16 protein-coding genes are annotated in these 17,023 nt (G+C 70.0%); 4 read left to right on the top strand and 12 right to left on the bottom strand.

All coding sequences use genetic code 11. The annotated features are described in order from the left end of the window. Window positions 1–325: 325 nt before the first annotated feature. The 9 genes from ACLQ3F_RS12430 to ACLQ3F_RS12390 form a co-directional block, all read right to left on the bottom strand. Window positions 326–472, bottom strand: a complete 147-nt coding sequence (locus ACLQ3F_RS12430; protein ID WP_425848706.1) for a maleylpyruvate isomerase N-terminal domain-containing protein — start codon at window positions 470–472, stop codon at window positions 326–328. Between the two features lie 218 nt (window positions 473–690). Beyond that, window positions 691–1,140 carry a metal-sulfur cluster assembly factor gene (locus ACLQ3F_RS12425; protein ID WP_425848703.1) on the bottom strand — a complete coding sequence of 150 codons (450 nt, stop codon included), beginning with the start codon at window positions 1,138–1,140 and terminating at the stop codon, window positions 691–693. Between the two features lie 67 nt (window positions 1,141–1,207). After that, window positions 1,208–1,681, bottom strand: a complete 474-nt coding sequence (gene sufU / locus ACLQ3F_RS12420) for a Fe-S cluster assembly sulfur transfer protein SufU (RefSeq protein WP_091403700.1) — start codon at window positions 1,679–1,681, stop codon at window positions 1,208–1,210. Beyond that, window positions 1,681–2,985 carry a cysteine desulfurase gene (locus ACLQ3F_RS12415; protein ID WP_355009956.1) on the bottom strand — a complete coding sequence of 435 codons (1,305 nt, stop codon included), beginning with the start codon at window positions 2,983–2,985 and terminating at the stop codon, window positions 1,681–1,683. The genes sufU and ACLQ3F_RS12415 overlap by 1 nt, the downstream gene beginning before the upstream one ends. Window positions 2,986–3,005: 20 nt before the next feature. Further along, window positions 3,006–3,779, bottom strand: a complete 774-nt coding sequence (gene sufC, locus ACLQ3F_RS12410; protein WP_007462702.1) for a Fe-S cluster assembly ATPase SufC — start codon at window positions 3,777–3,779, stop codon at window positions 3,006–3,008. Beyond that, on the bottom strand, window positions 3,779–4,105 hold the full coding sequence (locus ACLQ3F_RS12405) for a non-heme iron oxygenase ferredoxin subunit (RefSeq protein ID WP_355009955.1): 327 nt from the start codon (window positions 4,103–4,105) through the stop codon (window positions 3,779–3,781). The genes sufC and ACLQ3F_RS12405 overlap by 1 nt, the downstream gene beginning before the upstream one ends. Beyond that, window positions 4,105–5,250 carry a Fe-S cluster assembly protein SufD gene (sufD, locus tag ACLQ3F_RS12400; protein ID WP_425848700.1) on the bottom strand — a complete coding sequence of 382 codons (1,146 nt, stop codon included), beginning with the start codon at window positions 5,248–5,250 and terminating at the stop codon, window positions 4,105–4,107. The genes ACLQ3F_RS12405 and sufD overlap by 1 nt, the downstream gene beginning before the upstream one ends. Before the next feature lie 89 nt (window positions 5,251–5,339). Then, window positions 5,340–6,770, bottom strand: coding sequence for a Fe-S cluster assembly protein SufB (gene sufB / locus ACLQ3F_RS12395; RefSeq protein WP_074312771.1), 1,431 nt, complete (start codon window positions 6,768–6,770; stop codon window positions 5,340–5,342). After that, complete coding sequence (locus tag ACLQ3F_RS12390) at window positions 6,767–7,567, bottom strand: helix-turn-helix transcriptional regulator (RefSeq protein ID WP_387354268.1); 801 nt, start codon at window positions 7,565–7,567, stop codon at window positions 6,767–6,769. The genes sufB and ACLQ3F_RS12390 overlap by 4 nt, the downstream gene beginning before the upstream one ends. Window positions 7,568–7,665: 98 nt before the next feature. On the opposite strand from ACLQ3F_RS12390, the gene ACLQ3F_RS12385 reads away from it, so the two are divergent. Further along, complete coding sequence (locus ACLQ3F_RS12385; protein WP_425848697.1) at window positions 7,666–8,631, top strand: COX15/CtaA family protein; 966 nt, start codon at window positions 7,666–7,668, stop codon at window positions 8,629–8,631. 480 nt (window positions 8,632–9,111) lie between these two features. On the opposite strand, the gene ACLQ3F_RS12380 is transcribed toward ACLQ3F_RS12385, so the two are convergent. The 3 genes from ACLQ3F_RS12380 to ACLQ3F_RS12370 all read right to left on the bottom strand — a co-directional run bounded on the left by ACLQ3F_RS12380 (window position 9,112) and on the right by ACLQ3F_RS12370 (window position 11,780). Further along, window positions 9,112–10,032 carry an ATP-grasp domain-containing protein gene (locus ACLQ3F_RS12380; RefSeq protein WP_357260567.1) on the bottom strand — a complete coding sequence of 307 codons (921 nt, stop codon included), beginning with the start codon at window positions 10,030–10,032 and terminating at the stop codon, window positions 9,112–9,114. Window positions 10,033–10,045: 13 nt separating this feature from the next. Further along, entirely contained in the window at window positions 10,046–10,381 is a 336-nt protein-coding gene (locus ACLQ3F_RS12375; protein WP_357198526.1) for a hypothetical protein, read from the bottom strand. 445 nt (window positions 10,382–10,826) lie between these two features. Then, window positions 10,827–11,780: a heme o synthase gene (locus ACLQ3F_RS12370; RefSeq protein ID WP_357260570.1), complete on the bottom strand. Its 954-nt coding sequence runs from the start codon at window positions 11,778–11,780 to the stop codon at window positions 10,827–10,829. A 266-nt stretch (window positions 11,781–12,046) separates the two neighbouring features. Between ACLQ3F_RS12370 and tkt the strand changes: the two genes are divergently transcribed. Genes tkt through ACLQ3F_RS12355 form a run of 3 tightly spaced genes read left to right on the top strand, consistent with a single transcriptional unit; the run spans window position 12,047 to window position 17,022 of the window. Further along, window positions 12,047–14,185 (top strand): transketolase, encoded by a 2,139-nt coding sequence (tkt, locus tag ACLQ3F_RS12365; RefSeq protein WP_425848693.1) that lies wholly within the window; start codon window positions 12,047–12,049, stop codon window positions 14,183–14,185. A gap of 15 nt (window positions 14,186–14,200) precedes the next feature. After that, window positions 14,201–15,376: a transaldolase gene (tal, locus tag ACLQ3F_RS12360; RefSeq protein WP_425848691.1), complete on the top strand. Its 1,176-nt coding sequence runs from the start codon at window positions 14,201–14,203 to the stop codon at window positions 15,374–15,376. After that, on the top strand, window positions 15,373–17,022 hold the full coding sequence (locus ACLQ3F_RS12355) for a glucose-6-phosphate isomerase (protein WP_425848689.1): 1,650 nt from the start codon (window positions 15,373–15,375) through the stop codon (window positions 17,020–17,022). Before tal ends, ACLQ3F_RS12355 begins: the two co-directional genes overlap by 4 nt. Window position 17,023 lies beyond the last annotated feature (1 nt).

The following is a 17,023-nucleotide window of genomic DNA, read 5'->3' as shown; positions in this document are numbered from 1 at the left end:
GCGCCCCGCGCCCCGCGCCCCGCGCCCCGCGCCCCGCGCCCCGCGCCCCGCGCCCCGCGCCCAAGATCCGAGCAACTTCCCGGATGTTGCTGCCTCCGACACGCCGGAGACACCAACATCCCTGATCCTGCGCAGATCTTGACGACGAACGCCGCCCCCCTTTGGAGATCGGACCCCCGCCCCTGGCGGCCCCCGGCCACCAAGATCGCACTCGAACCAGGATGTAGTGGCCTCGGCGACGCACCGAGGCCACTACATCGAGGATCGAGCGCGATCTTGGGGTGTTCTGGGATCGGCCGAGGGAGCGGAGCCGAACTTCAGGCGGTCAGTCGGGGGTCGCGAGCTGGTCGCCGACCGCGTGCTGAAGCACCTGGGTGACGTTCCACCGCTCGCAGGGGGTGGGCCGCTCACAGGCGTCGGCCGAAACTCCCTCGACTGCCGTCCGAAGCGCCGCGTGCGCCTTATCGAGCACGGTCCGCCACTGCCCCCCGCCATCCCGCTCATTGTTCTGCCCTCTCCGCCGGCTTCCAGCGAGCTGACCCACTCGCTACCAGAGCGGAATATTCCGCTCCGTTTTATGATTGAGCGCAGCAGACTGGAATGATCCATTCCACTACTTCCGGGGCTGGTCTGGAAACGCGTCGAGCGCGGCACCCGGACGGGTACCGCGCTCGACGAAGTGGGATCGGTTCAGACGTTGAAGCCGAGGGAGCGAAGCTGGTCCCGACCCTCGTCAGTGATCTTGTCCGGGCCCCACGGCGGGAGCCACACCCAGTTGATCCGGATGTCGTTGACCAGGCCACCGCCGGGGCCGGTGGTCAGCGCCTGCCGGGTCTGGTCCTCGATGACGTCGGTCAGCGGGCAGGCCGCCGAGGTGAGCGTCATGTCCAGGGTGGCGACGTTCTCGTCGTCGACGTGGACGCCGTACACGAGGCCAAGGTCGACCACGTTGATGCCGAGCTCCGGGTCGACGACGTCCTTCATCGCCTCCTCGATGTCGGCGATCATGGCCTTGCTGACGCCGCCCGCAGGAGCGGCGGCGTCAGAGGTGCCGTCGGTCGCCGCGGCGTCGGTCTGCGGCACCACAGTGGTGTCACCGGCCTCCGGCGTCGCCTCAGTAGCAGCGATGTGCTCGCTCATGCCGTCCCTCCGCTTCGCTGCGTGATGCCGCAAGGCACCACTGTGTCATTCGCTCGCTGACGCTCGCTCACGCCTTCACCTCCGGGCTCACGCCCACACCGGCGCGTGCCGCGGCGTCCTTGAACGCCATCCACGGCAGCAGCGCGCACTTGACCCGGGCGGGGTAACGGGCCACACCCGCGAAAGCAACCCCGTCACCGAGCACGTCCTCGTCCGGCGTGACCTGGCCACGTCCGGACATCAACTCCACGAACGCCTCGTGCACCTCGAATGCTTCCCCGGCGCCCCGACCACGCAGCAACTCGTGCAGCACACTCGCCGACGCCTGGCTGATCGAGCAGCCCATCCCGTCGTACGAGATGTCGTGCAGCACTGTGCCGTCGGTGGCCACCCGGACGGTGACCTCGTCACCGCAGGTGGGGTTGACGTGGTGCGCCTCCGCGACCTGGTCGCCCGGGTCGTCGGCATCGCGCAGGCCACGCCCGTGCGGGCGCTTGTAGTGGTCCAGGATGATCTCCTGGTAGAGCTGGTCGAGCTGCATCAGTCGAACACCTTCCGTACCTGCTCCAGACCGGCCACCAGAGCGTCGATCTCCTCGGTGGTGGTGTAGAGGTAGAACGAGGCCCGGGTCATGGCGGGGACGCCGAACCGGCTGCACACCGGCTTGGCACAGTGGTGACCCACCCGCACCTGCACGCCGAGCGAGTCGAGCACCTGACCCACGTCGTGCGGGTGCACGTCACCGAGCGCGAACGAGATGGTGCCGCCCCGGCCCACCGGCACTGTCGGGCCGAAGATCCGCAGGTCCGGCACCGAGCCGAAGGCGTCCAGCGCGTACGCCGTCAGCTCCTTCTCGTGCCACTGGATGGCTCGCATCCCGACGCCGGTCAGGTAGTCCACCGCCGCGCCCAACGCGACCGCCTCGGCGATGGGCGGGGTGCCGGCCTCGAACCGGGCCGGCGGGGCGGCGAACGTCGAGCGGCCCATGGTGACCGTCTCGATCATCGAGCCGCCGCCCATCACCGGCGGCATGGCCGCCAGCAGCTCGGCCCGGCCCCAGAGCACACCGATGCCGGTCGGGCCGCACATCTTGTGGCCGGTGAACACGATGTAGTCGGCGTCCAGGTCGACCACGTCGAGGGGCAGGTGCGGCGCCGACTGCGAGCAGTCCAGCAGCAGCAGCGCGCCCACCTCGCGGACCCGAGCGGTGATCCGGGAGGTCGCGTTGACAGTGCCCAGGATGTTCGACACGTGCACCAACGAGACGATCTTCGTCCGTTCGGTGACCAGGTCCTCCAGGCCCGACTCGTCCAGCCGGCCCTGGTCGGTGACCGGGAACCAGCGCAGGGTCGCGCCGGTCCGCTCACAGAGCAGCTGCCACGGGACGATGTTCGAGTGGTGCTCCATCTCGGAGATCACCACCTCGTCGCCGGGACCGAGCCGGAACCGGGGGTCGGCGTCCGCGCGCAGCGAGGCGTTCGAGAAGGCGTACGCCACGATGTTGATCGCTTCGGTGGAGTTCTTGGTGAACACCACCTCGTCGACGCTCGGCGCGTTGATGAACGCGGCGACCTTCGCCCGCGCCCCCTCGTACGCCTCGGTGGCCTCGGTGCCCAGGGTGTGCACCGACCGCGACACGTTCGCGTTGTGCCGCGCGTAGTGCTCGTCGAGCACGTCGAGCACCTGGCGCGGTTTGTGGGAGGTGTTGGCGCTGTCGAGGTAGACCAGCGGGTGCCCGTTGATCTCCCGGTCCAGGATCGGGAAATCGGCGCGCACCCGGGCCACGTCGAAACGCGGCACGTCGTCGTACTGCGGCATCCCCTCGGGGATCGCGATGCTGGTCATCTCGGCAGCGCCTCTTTCGCTCAGGCCTTGGCCGTGCCGGCCCCGGCGGCGTACCGCTCGTAGCCCTCGGCCTCGAGCTTGTCGGCCAGCTCCGGGCCGCCCTGCTCGACGATCCGGCCGGCCACGAAGACGTGCACGAAGTCCGGCTTGATGTAGCGCAGGATCCGGGTGTAGTGGGTGATCAGCAGCACGCCGGTGTCGCCGGTGTCGCGGACCCGGTTGACGCCCTCGCTGACCACGCGCAGCGCGTCCACGTCGAGACCGGAGTCGGTCTCGTCGAGGATCGCGATCTTCGGCTTGAGAAGCTCCAGCTGGACGATCTCGTGCCGCTTCTTCTCACCACCGGAGAAGCCCTCGTTGACGTTGCGCTGGGCGAACGCCGGGTCCATCTGGAGGCGCTCCATAGCGCCGCGCAGCTCGCCACCCCAGGTACGGAGCTTCGGCGCCTCGCCGTCGATGGCGGTCTTCGCGGTCCGCAGGAAGTTCGCCACCGAGACGCCGGGCACCTCGACCGGGTACTGCATGGCCAGGAAGAGACCGGCGCGGGCGCGCTCGTCGACAGTCATCGCCAGCACGTCCTCGCCGTCGAGGGTCACCGTACCGCCGGTGATCTCGTACTTGGGGTGGCCGGCGATCGAGTACGCCAGGGTGGACTTGCCGGAACCGTTCGGGCCCATGATCGCGTGGGTCTCGCCCGACTTCACGGTCAGGTCGACGCCGGCCAGGATCGGCTTGAGCTCACCCTCGGGCAGCTTGACCGACACCTTCAGGTCGCGGATCTCCAGGGTGCTCATTATCGGGTCACTCCATTACTCGGCGTCAGGCTGAGGTAGATGTCGCCGTCGCGGACTTCGACGGGGTAGACGGGGACGGGTTCGGTGGCGGGCAGGCCGGTCGGCTCGCCGGTGCGCAGGTCGAAGCGCGAGCCGTGCAACCAGCACTCGAGCGTGCAGCCGTCGACCTCGCCCTCGGAGAGCGCGACAGCGGCGTGCGAGCACTCGTCGTACGCGGCGTAGAAGTTGCCGTCCTCGCCGTGCACCAGGGCGATCGGAGTGCCCTCGACGTCCGCGCGGATCGCGGTGCCCTTCGGCACGTCCTCGGTGGAGCAGAGCCGGATCATCAAGCGCCGGCCTTGGTCAGCCGGGCCTCGATCGCGTCGCCGAGGCTCTCCCGCAGCGACTCCACCGGGATCTTGTTGATCAGCTCGGCGAAGAAGCCACGGACCACCAGCCGGCGGGCCTCACTCTCCGGGATGCCCCGGGCCATCAGGTAGAACAGCTGCTCGTCGTCGAAGCGGCCGGTCGCGCTGGCGTGACCGGCGCCGGCGATCTCGCCGGTCTCGATCTCCAGATTGGGTACGGAGTCCGCCCGCGCGCCGTCGGTGAGCAGCAGGTTCCGGTTGATCTCGTACGTGTCGGTGCCGGTCGCCTCGGCCTGGATGAGCACGTCGCCCACCCAGACGGTGTGCGCGCTCTCGCCCTGCAGAGCGCCCCGGTAGCCGACGTAGCTGCGGCAGTCCGGCACATTGTGGTCGACCAACTGCCGGTGCTCCAGGTGCTGGCCGGAGTCGGCGAAGTAGACGCCGTACAGCTCGGCCTCGCCCCCGCGCCCGGTGTATTCCACGCTGGTGAACTGCCGGACCAGGTCGCCACCCAGGGAGACCTGGATGTGGATGACCTTGGCGTCCCGACCCAGCTTGATCTTCAGGTGCTGGACCTGGACCGCGTCGTCGGCCCAGTCGGCGACCGTGACCAGCGTCAGCTTCGCGCCATCGGCCACGGCGACCTCGACGTTGTCGGCCAGGGTGGCCGACCCGACGTGCTCCAGCACCACTGTCGCCTCGGCGAACCGGCCCACCTCTACGAAGGTGTGACCGAACGCCGGCTGCTCGACGCCCTCGCCGACCACCTGCAGCCGTACCGCCTCGCCGAGCACCACGTCGGGGTCCACCCGCAGCAGCAGTGCGTCCGCGGCGGCACCGTAAGCCAACGCGCTGACCCGGTCGACCGGGATCAGCACGCTGCCGACGCGCTCGTCGTCACGGCCGACCCGGGTGATGGCAACGCCCTCGGGCAGGTCACCGTACTCGTGTCGGACCGCGCCGGTAGCGGCCGGCGCGTAACCGGTAAGGCCGCGCAGGCGCTTGAGCGGGGTGAAGCGCCACTCCTCCTCCAGGCCGGTGAGGGCCGGGAAGTCGGCGACGTCGTACGAGCGCAGCGCCTGCGACTTGGTGCTGGGCGGCGGCGCGGAAGCCTGGGTAGTCATGTCTTCCTTGGTCTGTCTGTTCCGTGACGACGAGTTGGGGCCGGGTGTGACGGGCCGAGGTTCCGGCCCGTCACGGGGGAACGGCGGCGTCAGCCGACCGCGCCCTCCATCTGAAGCTCGATCAGGCGGTTGAGCTCCAGGGCGTACTCCATCGGGAGCTCCTTGGCGATCGGCTCAATGAAGCCGCGCACGATCATCGCCATCGCCTCGTCCTCGCTCAGGCCCCGGCTCATCAGGTAGAAGAGCTGGTCATCACTGATCTTGGAGACGGTCGCCTCGTGCCCCATCGACACGTCGTCCTCACGGATGTCGACGTACGGGTAGGTGTCCGAGCGGGAGATCGTGTCGACGAGCAGTGCGTCGCACTTGACGGTGCTCCGGCTGTGGTGCGAACCCTCCAGCACCTGCACCAGACCCCGGTACGAGGTGCGGCCGCCGCCACGGGCGATCGACTTCGACACGATGGTCGAGGAGGTGTGCGGCGCGGCGTGCACCATCTTGGCGCCGGCGTCCTGGTGCTGACCCTCGCCGGCCATCGCCACCGAGAGCACCTCGCCCTTGGCGTGCTCGCCGGTCATGTAGACCGCCGGGTACTTCATGGTCACCTTGGAGCCGATGTTGCCGTCGACCCACTCCATGGTCGCGCCCTCGTGGCAGACGGCGCGCTTGGTGACCAGGTTGTAGACGTTGTTCGACCAGTTCTGGATGGTCGTGTAGCGGCAACGCGCGTTCTTCTTGACGATGATCTCCACGACCGCGCTGTGCAGCGAGTCGGAGGAGTAGAGCGGCGCGGTGCAGCCCTCGACGTAGTGCACGTACGCACCCTCGTCGACGATGATCAGCGTCCGCTCGAACTGGCCCATGTTCTCCGTGTTGATCCGGAAGTAGGCCTGCAGCGGGATCTCGACGTGCACGCCCTTCGGCACGTAGATGAACGAGCCACCGGACCACACCGAGGTGTTCAGGGCGGCGAACTTGTTGTCGCCGACCGGGATCACGGTGCCGAAGTACTCCTTGAAGACGTCCTCGTGCTCGCGCAGCGCCGTGTCGGTGTCCAGGAAGAGGACGCCCTGCTCCTCAAGGTCCTCGCGGATCTTGTGGTAGACGACCTCGGACTCGTACTGCGCCGCGACACCGGCGACCAGCCGCTGCTTCTCCGCCTCCGGGATGCCCAGCCGGTCGTAGGTGTTCTTGATGTCCTCGGGCAGGTCCTCCCAGCTGGTGGCCTGCTTCTCGGTCGACCGGACGAAGTACTTGATGTTGTCGAAGTCGATCCCGGTAAGGTCCGCGCCCCACGCCGGCATCGGCTTACGGCCGAACAGCCGCAGGCCCTTCAGCCGCAGGTCGAGCATCCACGCCGGCTCGTTCTTCTTGGCCGAGATGTCCCGCACCACCGCCTCGTTGATGCCACGCTGGGCGACAGCCCCGGCGGCGTCCGGGTCGGACCAGCCGTACTCGTACCGGCCCAGGGCGGCGAGCTGCTCTTCCTGGGTCAGGGGCTGGACGATCTGCTCGGTCATCTATCTGTCCTCACAGTGGTTACGGGATTACCGGATTGAGCACGGCCCGGCTGGGTCGGGATGTGCGTGGTGCACACCCCGTCGCCGTGCGCGATGGTGGCCAGACGCTGCACGTGGGTGCCGACCAGACGGGAGATGACCGCGGTCTCGGCCTCGCACAGCTGAGGAAACTCGGCGGCCACGTGCGCCACCGGGCAGTGGTGCTGACAGAGCTGGCCGCCAGAGGCGATCGTGGTCGCATTGGCAGCGTAACCCTCGCCCGTGAGCGCTGCGGCAAGTGCCTCGGCTCGCGCGAGAGGGTCGTCGCCCGCATCCTCCATGGCCGCCCGACAGCGCGACTCGAGAGCGGACACCTGCTCGGTGGCGAACGCCTCCACCGCGTCCGGGCCGCCGCTGCGGGCGATCCAGCGCAGCGCGGCGGTGGCCATGTTGTCGTAGTGGTGTGTGCCACAGCGGACCCGGGCGGCCTCGGTCAGCAGGAACACCTTCGCCGGGCGGCCCCGACCGCGACTGCCCTGCACGGGCTGCTCGCGGGCGTACACGTCACCATCCGCAAGCATCGCGTCGAGGTGTCGGCGGATCGCCGCCGGGCTGAGCCCGAGCGCCGCGCCTAGCTGCGCGGCGGTGGTGGCACCCTGCTCCAACAGCAACTGGGTGACCCGATCCCGGGTGGAGACCTCGGCCGCCGCCGGCCCGGCGGGGCCGACCGGCGTGGTCACGGCAGGCGCGGACGCGGACGCGCCGACGGCCGGCACGGCCGTCGGCTGGTGCCCGGAGAGCGCCGCCGCGTTTTTCACAACGCCAACGTTACGTAATTACCCGGAGGGTCGCAAACCCGGGCCCCGGTGATCCCAACCACCGCACTGACGGAGTCGGACGAACCTCGATCACTACGGTGCGTAGGATTTGCGCCGTGAACCGAATCGTCCGTCCGGTCTCCGGCATCCTGCTGCGCCGCCTCGCGCTCGCCTCGATCATCGCGAACGTGGGCATCGTCGTCACCGGCGGGGCCGTCCGACTGACCGCCTCGGGCCTCGGCTGCCCCACCTGGCCCCGGTGCACAGACGATTCCTACGTCACCACGCCGGAGATGGGCGTGTACGGCGTCATCGAGTTCGGCAACCGGATGCTGACCTTCGCGGTGGGTCTGATCGCGCTGGCCACGGTGCTGGCCGTACTGCTGCACCGGCCCCGCCGACCCGGGCTCCTCGCACTGGCCGTGGTGGTCTTCCTGGGCATCCCCGCCCAGGCGGTCCTTGGTGGCATCACCGTGCTGACCAACCTCAACCCGTGGGTGGTCGGGCTGCACTTCCTCGCCTCGATGGCCGTGATCGCCGCCGCGTACGCCCTCTGGCGACGCATCGGCGACCCCGACGGCCCGACCGTGGCCGTGGTGCCCGCACCGCTGCGCGCGCTGGCCCGAGTCACCACCGGCGTCACCGTCGCCGTGCTGGTCGTCGGCACCTGGGTCACCGGCAGCGGCCCGCACGCCGGCGACCACGGCGCCGCCCGCAACGGGCTCGACCCGGAGACGATCTCCCAGGTGCACGCGGACGGGGTCTTCCTGCTGATCGGCCTGTCGGTGGCGCTGATCTTCGCGTTCCGCGCCGTCGGTGCGCAGCAGGCCACCCGCGCCGCGATCATCCTGGTCGCCGTGGAGTTGGGCCAGGGCCTGATCGGCTTCGTGCAGTACTTCACCCACGTGCCGGCGTTCCTGGTCGGCGCACACATGCTCGGCTCCTGCCTGGTACTGCTGGCCGCGCTGTCGGTGCAGTGGTCCACCCGGGAACGCCGCCCGGTCACGCCGGCCCCCCAGGCCACCCCGACCGACGCCGCCGCCCCGGTACCAGTCACCGCCTGACCGCCCGCGCGCCCCTTCGTTCGCCGCGCGCCCCGCGCCCCGCGCCCCGCCCCGCGCCCCGCCCCGCGCCCCGCCCCGCGCCCCGCGCCCCGCGCCCCGCGCCCCGCGCCCCGCGCCCAAGATCCGCGCAACATCCCCGATGTTGCTGCCTCCACCACGCCGGAGACAGCAACATTCCTGATCCTGCGCCGATCTTGACGACGAACGCCGCCCCTTTGGAGATCGGAACCCCGGCCTTGGCGCCCCGGGCCACCAAGATCGCACTCGAACCAGGATGTAGTGGTCACGGAACGCCGGGAAGCCACTAGAACCAGGATGTTGCGCGATCTTGCCGGCGGCAGCGCGGCAGGACGGCAGGACGGCAGGACGGCAGGACGGCAGGACGGCAGGACGGCAGGACGGCAGGACGGCAGCGCGGCAGCCGGACGCAGGAGCGCGCGGCGCGGGCGGCCGTTCGGGAGTTGCTTGTTGTGTGAGTGGTTAGGCGTTGCGGGCCAGGTGAGTGGTGATCGCGGTGGCGAGGCGCTCGGGCGCGCCGTTCGCGTACCCGATGAAGAGCGACGGCTCGGTCAGCTCCAGTTCGACCAGGACCGGCTCGCCGTCCGCGCCGGGGATCAGGTCGACCCGGGCGTAGAGCAGCTGTCGGGTGCCGCCGGGCACCGTCGCGAGGGTCTGCTCGGCCACCGCCAACTGCTCGGGGCGAGCGGTACGGGCGGTGATCTCCTCGGCCTTGTACAGCCCGTCCGGACCGAAATCCGGCCCGGACAGCATCGGACCCTTGCGGATCGCGTGGCTGAACGCGAGCCCTTCGGGACCGGCCAGGAAGAGCAGAGCCGTCTCGCCTTCGGTGTCGACGGCCCGCAGGTACGGCTGGACCATGGTGACCCGGCCGGCCTCGGAGAGTCGGCGAACGTGTGCGGCGGCAAGGTCGCGGTGCTCCGGGTCGGCCAGGTCGTACCGGCCGGTGTCCTGACTGCCGGCGCTGACGGCGGGTTTGAGCACGTACTCGCCGGTCTCGGCGGGCGGCTGCCAGCTCTCCCCCGGCATGACCCAGGCTGTCGGCACGGTTGGCACGCCGGCGGCGCTCAGCTCGGCGAGGTAGCGCTTGTCGGTGTTCCAGCGGACTACGTCGGCCGGGTTGACGAGCGTCGGCACTGTCGACGCCCAGGACACGAACTCGTCGCGGCGCAGCGCGTAGTCCCAGGGTGAGCGGAGCACGACCAGGTCGTAGGACGACCAGTCGACGTCGGGGTCGTCCCAGACGACGGCCTGGACGGCGACGCCACGGGCGGCGAGCGGGGCGAGGACCAGCCGGTCGTCCGGGTCGAGGTCGGCCAGGTCGGAGCAGGTGACGAGAGCGACCCGGGGTTCCCCCCGGGTCGACTGGTGATATGTGGTCAATTCAGCTGTCTGTTCAGCGGGCCATCGTGCGCCGGGCCATCGACCGCCAGAGGTCGTTGCTCGGACGCATCTGGTCCATCAGTTCACGCTCCCAGGCGTTCTCGACGGTGACTCCCGCCTTGGCGCACGCCTCCCGGGCGGTGACGGTGTCGTCGGCGAACTGGTCGCCCCACTCACCGTCGGCACCTACCAGGACGATTCGCGCGCCGCGCTTGCCGACGTACTCGATGACCGCCTTCGCGCCGCCGTGTTCTGCGGCGAACGCCTTGAGACCCGCAACCAGGCCTTGGGGCGCCTGCTCGCCGGCGGTCTGCTCAGCGGTCAGCGTCGTATCGGAACCATCTGCCATGACGCGAAGCCTAAGCAGACTTGCACCCCGTCGGGCGAGAACCATGAACCTTTTGTGATGCCAATTACCTACAGGTTTAAGGACGACCACAGGTTTGCTGTCCGGTTATTTACCGACTTTTACGCCCAAAGCGCGCCGGCAAATCGCCTTCGAACCCTCCCAGGTTGAGCCGATCCGACTCATGTAGAAAGTTACTCTGATGTGACGTTAAACCCGGACAACTCATCCACGTCCGTGATTAGTCAGTAGATCAGCGGCATCGATCGCCGCCGACCCGAGCCGCTGGGTGCCACCTGGGCTGACAGCGCGGCCGCACGGACACGCGGCAGACGGACATCGCGAGGGCCGGAAAGCCGAACGCGGCGCGGCGGAAGGCAGCTAGCGGAGCCGACGGGCGCAGGGCCTCCGCACGCGGAGAGCGGGGCGCGGAGTCGGCCGGGACGGGTCAGATCAGCGCGTCGAGCGCGACGGCCACGAAGACAATCGTCAGGTACGTCGTCGACCAGTGGAACAGCCGCATCGGCTTGATCGCCTCGCCGCGCGTCGCGCGCCGGCAGAGTCGGTGTGCCTCGAGGATGAAGATGGCACCCACCACCAGGGTCGGCACCCCGTAGATCGCGCTGAGCCCCAGGGGCCAGACGGCCAGGGAGGTGAGCACGGTGAGCCACGCGAAGATCAGGATCTCGGCGTTCACCCGGCGAGTCGAGGCCACCACCGGCAGCATCGGGATGCCGGCCCGGGCGTAGTCATCCTTGTACTTCATGGCGAGCGGGTAGAAGTGCGGCATCTGCCAGAAGAAGACCACAGCGAAGAGCCCCCAGGCGGCCGGCGCCAGTGAGCCGGTCACCGCAGCCCACCCGATCAGCACCGGTGCCGCCCCGCAGGCGCCGCCCCAGAAGGTGTTCGTCGGGGTGGAACGCTTGAGCCACAGGGTGTAGACGAGGTCGTAGTAAGCGATCGCGGCGAGGGTCAGCCCGGCGGCCAGCAGGTTGGTGAACGCCGCCATCAGGGCCACCGACACCGCCGCCAGCACCAGACCGAAGATCAGCGCGCTCCGCGGCGACACGGTGTGTGCCGGCAGCGGCCGACGCTTGGTACGCCGCATCAGCTGGTCGATGTCGCGGTCGATGTAGCAGTTGAGGACGCTTGCCGCGCCGGCGGCGAGCGAGCCGCCGATCAGCACGATGGCCATCAGCCACAGCGACGGCAGCCCACCCTCGGCGAGCATCATCGCCGGGATGGTGGTGACCAGCAGCAACTCGACGATCCGCGGCTTGGTGAGCGACACGTACGCCGAGACAACGGCGCGTACGTCCCGTCGGGCCACCGGGCCCTCGGCCGCCCGCGCCGGGTGTGGCCCGGCCGGGTTGCTCGCGGGGCGCTCGGTGATCATGCTCACGGATTGCCACCTTCCGGCATCGGGCACGGGGAGATCGGATTGGTCGGGACCGCACGGATCCGCATACCGCCCCACACACTACGCGTCGTCGTTTTGGCTGCCCGGCCGACCCGACAACGGTGCGGGCCGTCACACCACCGGGTTGAACCGAGCATCCGGATGGTCACGTAGCGCACACCATGCGCAGATCCCCGGGCGCATGTTTAGGGACGCTCGATAAGGTCATCGGTGAGGGTTCCGCCCATCTGCCGAGGAGCACAACCATCGTGGCTGTTAAACGACCCGAGCACCCCGCACTGAACTGGTCCGACCTCGATCGCCGGGCCGTCGACACCGTCCGCGTGCTGGCCATGGACGCCGTAGAGAAATCCGGCAACGGCCACCCGGGCACCGCGATGAGCCTCGCGCCCGCGGCGTACCTCCTCTTCAACCGCGTCATGCGGCACAACCCGGCCGACCCGAACTGGCCCGGCCGCGACCGGTTCGTTCTCTCCGCCGGGCACTCCAGCCTGACGCTCTACATCCAGCTGTTCCTCTCCGGTTACCCGCTGAGCCTGGACGACCTCAAGTCGCTGCGGCAGTGGGGCTCGCAGACGCCGGGGCACCCCGAGCACGGGCACACGCCGGGCGTGGAGACCACCACCGGCCCGCTCGGGCAGGGTCTGGGCAACGCGGTCGGCATGGCCATGGCGGCCCGCCGCGAGCGCGGCCTGTTCGACCCCGAGGCCGAGCTGGGCGCGTCCGTCTTCGACCACGACATCTGGTGCATCGTCTCCGACGGTGACATCGAGGAGGGCATCAGCCACGAGGCCAGCGCCCTCGCCGGGCACCAGCAGCTGGGCAACCTCACAGTGATCTACGACGACAACGAGATCTCCATCGAGGACGACACCCGGATCGCCAAGAGCGAGGACGTGGCCGCCCGCTACGAGGCGTACGGCTGGCACGTGCAGACCGTCGACTGGCGCAGCGGCGACGCCGACCAGGGCGACTACCACGAGGACGCCGAGGCGCTGTACGCGGCGCTGGTGGCCGCCAAGGCGGAGACCGCTCGTCCCTCCTTCATCGCGCTGCGCACCATCATCGGCTGGCCCGCGCCGAACAAGCAGAACACCGGCAAGATCCACGGTTCGGCGCTCGGCGCCGATGAGGTGAAGGCCACCAAGCGGATCCTCGACTTCGACCCGGAGCAGACCTTCCAGGTCGACGAGGAGGTGCTCAGCCACGCCCGCACCGTGATGGGGCGCGGCGACGCGGCCGAGCAGGAGTGGACCGCCGCGTTCGACGCCTGGAAGAAGGCCAACCCGGAGCGCACCGCGCTCTACGAGCGGTTGGCTGGCCGCGTACTCCCCGACGGCTGGACCGACGCGTTGCCGGTCTTCCCCGCGGACGCCAAGGGTGTGGCCACCCGGGCCGCTTCCGGCAAGGTGCTGGAGGCGCTCGCGCCGGTGCTCCCGGAGCTGTGGGGCGGCTCGGCCGACCTGGCTGAGAGCAACAACACCACGATGAAGGGCGAGCCGTCGTTCATCCCGGCCGCCCACGCCACCAAGGACTTCCCCGGCCACGAGTACGGCCGCACGCTGCACTTCGGCATCCGTGAGCACGCCATGGGCGCGATCCTCAACGGCATCGCCCTGCACGGCGGCACCCGCCCCTACGGCGGCACGTTCCTGGTGTTCAGCGACTACATGCGTCCGTCGGTGCGGCTGGCCGCGCTGATGAAGCTGCCGGTGACCTACGTCTGGACGCACGACTCGATCGGCCTCGGCGAGGACGGCCCGACCCACCAGCCGGTGGAGCACCTGACCGCGCTGCGCGCCATTCCCGGCCTGGACGTGGTCCGCCCGGCCGACGCCAACGAGACCGCCTGGGCGTGGCGGCAGGCGCTGGAGCACACCGACCGGCCCACCGCGCTGGCGTTGAGTCGTCAGCCGCTTCCGACCCTGGACCGCGACGTCCTGGGCAGCGCGGAGGGCGTGACCAAGGGCGGTTACGTGTTGGCCGAGGCGTCCAACGGCAAGCCCCAGGTGATCATCGTGGGCACCGGCTCCGAGGTGCAGCTCTGCCTGACCGCCTGGGAGCGGCTGGAGGCCGACGGCACCCCGACCCGGGTCGTCTCGATGCCGTGCCAGGAGTGGTTCTACGAGCAGGACGAGGCGTACCGGGAATCGGTGCTCCCCCGCGGGGTAAAGGCACGGGTGAGCGTGGAGGCGGGCATCGCGATGTCCTGGCGCGGCATCGTCGGTGACCTGGGCGAGAGCGTCAGCATCGAGCACTACGGCGCGAGCGCCCCGCACACCGTGCTCTTCGAGCAGTTCGGGTTCACCGGTGACCGGATCGTGGCGGCGGCACACGCCTCGCTGGCCCGGGTGGGCGACATCACCGGTTTCACGACCGGCAACTGAGGGAGCGTGGACGGCATGACCGACAAGCTGAATGAGCTGACCGCCGCGGGCGTGGCGGTCTGGCTCGACGACCTTTCCCGGGTACGACTGAGCTCCGGCGGGCTGGACCAGCTCCGCCGCGAGAAGCACGTGGCCGGTGTCACCACCAACCCGACGATCTTCGCCAAGGCCCTGAGCGACGCCGACGAGTACAACTGGCAACTGCGCGACCTCGCTATTCGTGACGTGGACGTGGAAGAGGCCGTCCGCATGCTCACCACGTACGACGTGCGGTGGGCCTGCGACGTGATGCGCCCGTCGTACGACGGCAGCGACGGCGTCGACGGCCGCGTCTCGATCGAGGTGGACCCCCGCAGCGCGCACGACGCGGACAAGACCGTCGCCGAGGCCAAGGCGCTGTGGTGGCTTGTCGACCGGCCCAACCTCTACATCAAGATCCCGGCCACCGAGGAGGGCCTGTCGGCGATCACCGACACGCTCGCCGAGGGGATCAGCGTGAACGTGACGCTGATCTTCGGTCTGGACCGCTACTCGGCGGTCATGGAGGCGTTCCTCGCCGGCCTGGAGCAGGCCAAGGCCAACGGCCACGACCTGTCGAAGATCGGCTCGGTCGCGTCCTTCTTCGTGTCCCGGGTCGACGCCGAGGTCGACAAGCGGCTGGAGAAGATCGGCTCCGAGCAGGCCAAGTCGCTCAGGGGTAAGGCCGCCGTCGCCAACGCCCAACTGGCGTACGAGCGCTACACCGAGGTGTTCGCCTCGGACCGCTGGAAGGCGCTCGCCGCAGCAGGCGCGCACCCGCAGCGGCCGCTGTGGGCGTCCACCTCGACGAAGAACCCTGACTACAAGGACACCATCTACGTCGAGGAGCTGATCGCCCCCGGCACTGTCAACACCATGCCGGAGTCCGTCGTCAACGCGTACGCCGATCATGGCGAGACCCGCGGTGACACCGTCACCGGGGCCTACGACGCGGCCCGGAAGGTCTTCGCGGACCTGGAGTCGGTCGGGGTGGACATGGCCGACGTGATCGTCACCCTGGAGCGCGAGGGCGTGGAGAAGTTCGAGGTCAGCTGGCAGGAGCTGCTCGACGGGGTGACCAAGTCGCTGAAGGCCGCGGCGCAGGGCACCGGCGCGCCGAACAAGGCCGCCAAGGGCAACGCCAAGGCCGCCGACAAGGCTGGTGGCGCATGAGCGACCTGCTTGCGGGGCCGGTGGAGGCAGCCGCCGGGCTGGCCGTGTACGGCGCGGACGCGGTCGACAAGGCCGCGCCTGCCTCGACCCGGGACGCGCTGGTCAAGGCCGGCGTCCCGGGCAGGCTGGCGGGCAAGGACGCCAGCCTGTGGGGTCCGGACGCCGAGGCCGAGGCCAAGATCCGGCTGGGCTGGGTGGACACCCACCGGCGCAGCCGCGAGCTGCTCGTCCAGTTGGCCGAGCTGAGCGCGGAGCTGGCCGACCTGGATCACGTGGTGCTCGCCGGCATGGGCGGCTCTTCGCTCGCGCCCGAGGTGATCACCCAGACGCTCGGACGCCCGTTGACGGTGCTGGACACCACCGACCCGGGCCAGGTCCGGGCGGCGCTCGGTGACCGGCTGGAGCGCACCGTCGTGGTGGTGGCGAGCAAGTCCGGGTCGACGGTGGAGACCGACAGCCACCGGCGCGCGTACTGGCAGGCGTTCCTGGACGCCGGGATGACCGAGGCGGAGGCCGGCCGGCACTTCGTCATCGTCACCGACCCGGGTTCGCCGCTGGAGGCCACCGCGGCCGAGATGGGCGCGTTCACGGTGCTCGCCGACCCGAACGTCGGCGGCCGCTACTCGGCGCTCACCGCGTTCGGCCTGGTGCCCTCGGCGCTGGCCGGGGTCGAGGTCGCGGAGCTGCTCGACCAGGCCGACGCGCTGTTCACGTCGCTCGGCGCGGATCAGAACAACCCGGCGCTGGCGCTGGGCGCCGCTCTGGGCGCGGCGGCAACGCTCGCCCGGGACAAGGTCGCCCTGGTGTCCGACGGCACCGGCATCGACGGGCTCGGCGACTGGGCCGAGCAGCTGATCGCCGAGTCGACGGGCAAGGCCGGGGTGGGCATCCTGCCGGTGGTCGTGGAGTCTCCGCAGAGCCCCGGCGCCACCGGCGCGGACGTGCTGACGATCAGCTACGGCGGCGCGCTGGCCCCCGGTGACATGCCGGGCGGCGGGGCCACCCCGGACGTGGCCGTCAACGGCCCGCTGGGCGCGCAGTTCCTGGCCTGGGAGTACGCCACCGCGGTGGCCGGTGTGGTGCTCGGCATCGACCCGTTCAACCAGCCCAACGTCACCGAGTCCAAGGAGAACACCAACAAGATCCTGGCCTCGGGCCTGCCGGCGGAGACGCCGTCGTTCACCGAGGGCGCGATCGAGGTGTACGCCCCGCAGGGCGCCCCCGGCGACCTGGCCGGTGTGCTGCGCTGGCTGCTCGACGGGCTGGGCGACGACGGTTACCTCGCGGTGATGGCGTACCTCGACCGGTTCGCCGACGCCGACACGGCCAAGCTGCGGTCGCTGCTGGCGCAGGCGGGTGGCCGACCGGTCACCTTCGGCTGGGGTCCGCGCTTCCTGCACTCGACTGGCCAGTACCACAAGGGCGGCCCGCAGGTGGGCAGCTACCTCCAGGTGACCGGCGCGGTCGCCGAGGACCTCGCGGTGCCGGGCAAGCCGTACACCTTCGGTGAGTTGCAGGCGGCGCAGGCCGCCGGTGACCGGCAGGCTCTCGCCGGTCGGGAGCGGCCGTTGCTGCGGTTGCACCTCACCGACCGGGCCGCCGGTGTCGCCCAACTACTGGACGCGGCAGGTGATCTGCGGGCGTGAG

This window comes from Micromonospora sp. DT15, assembly GCF_049841475.1.
Taxonomy (GTDB): Bacteria; Actinomycetota; Actinomycetes; order Mycobacteriales; family Micromonosporaceae; genus Micromonospora.
This window is presented reverse-complemented; position numbering and strand designations above follow the sequence as displayed.

What these genes read in the sequence shown, in the direction of transcription:
- ACLQ3F_RS12425 (WP_425848703.1), bottom strand. Translation starts at nt 1,140, where the DNA reads ATGAGCGAGCACATCGCTGCTACTGAGGCGACGCCGGAGGCCGGTGAC.
- sufU (WP_091403700.1), bottom strand. Translation starts at nt 1,681, where the DNA reads ATGCAGCTCGACCAGCTCTACCAGGAGATCATCCTGGACCACTACAAG.
- ACLQ3F_RS12415 (WP_355009956.1), bottom strand. Translation starts at nt 2,985, where the DNA reads ATGACCAGCATCGCGATCCCCGAGGGGATGCCGCAGTACGACGACGTG.
- sufC (WP_007462702.1), bottom strand. Translation starts at nt 3,779, where the DNA reads ATGAGCACCCTGGAGATCCGCGACCTGAAGGTGTCGGTCAAGCTGCCC.
- ACLQ3F_RS12405 (WP_355009955.1), bottom strand. Translation starts at nt 4,105, where the DNA reads ATGATCCGGCTCTGCTCCACCGAGGACGTGCCGAAGGGCACCGCGATC.
- sufD (WP_425848700.1), bottom strand. Translation starts at nt 5,250, where the DNA reads ATGACTACCCAGGCTTCCGCGCCGCCGCCCAGCACCAAGTCGCAGGCG.
- sufB (WP_074312771.1), bottom strand. Translation starts at nt 6,770, where the DNA reads ATGACCGAGCAGATCGTCCAGCCCCTGACCCAGGAAGAGCAGCTCGCC.
- ACLQ3F_RS12375 (WP_357198526.1), bottom strand. Translation starts at nt 10,381, where the DNA reads ATGGCAGATGGTTCCGATACGACGCTGACCGCTGAGCAGACCGCCGGC.
- tal (WP_425848691.1), top strand. Translation starts at nt 14,201, where the DNA reads ATGACCGACAAGCTGAATGAGCTGACCGCCGCGGGCGTGGCGGTCTGG.
- ACLQ3F_RS12355 (WP_425848689.1), top strand. Translation starts at nt 15,373, where the DNA reads ATGAGCGACCTGCTTGCGGGGCCGGTGGAGGCAGCCGCCGGGCTGGCC.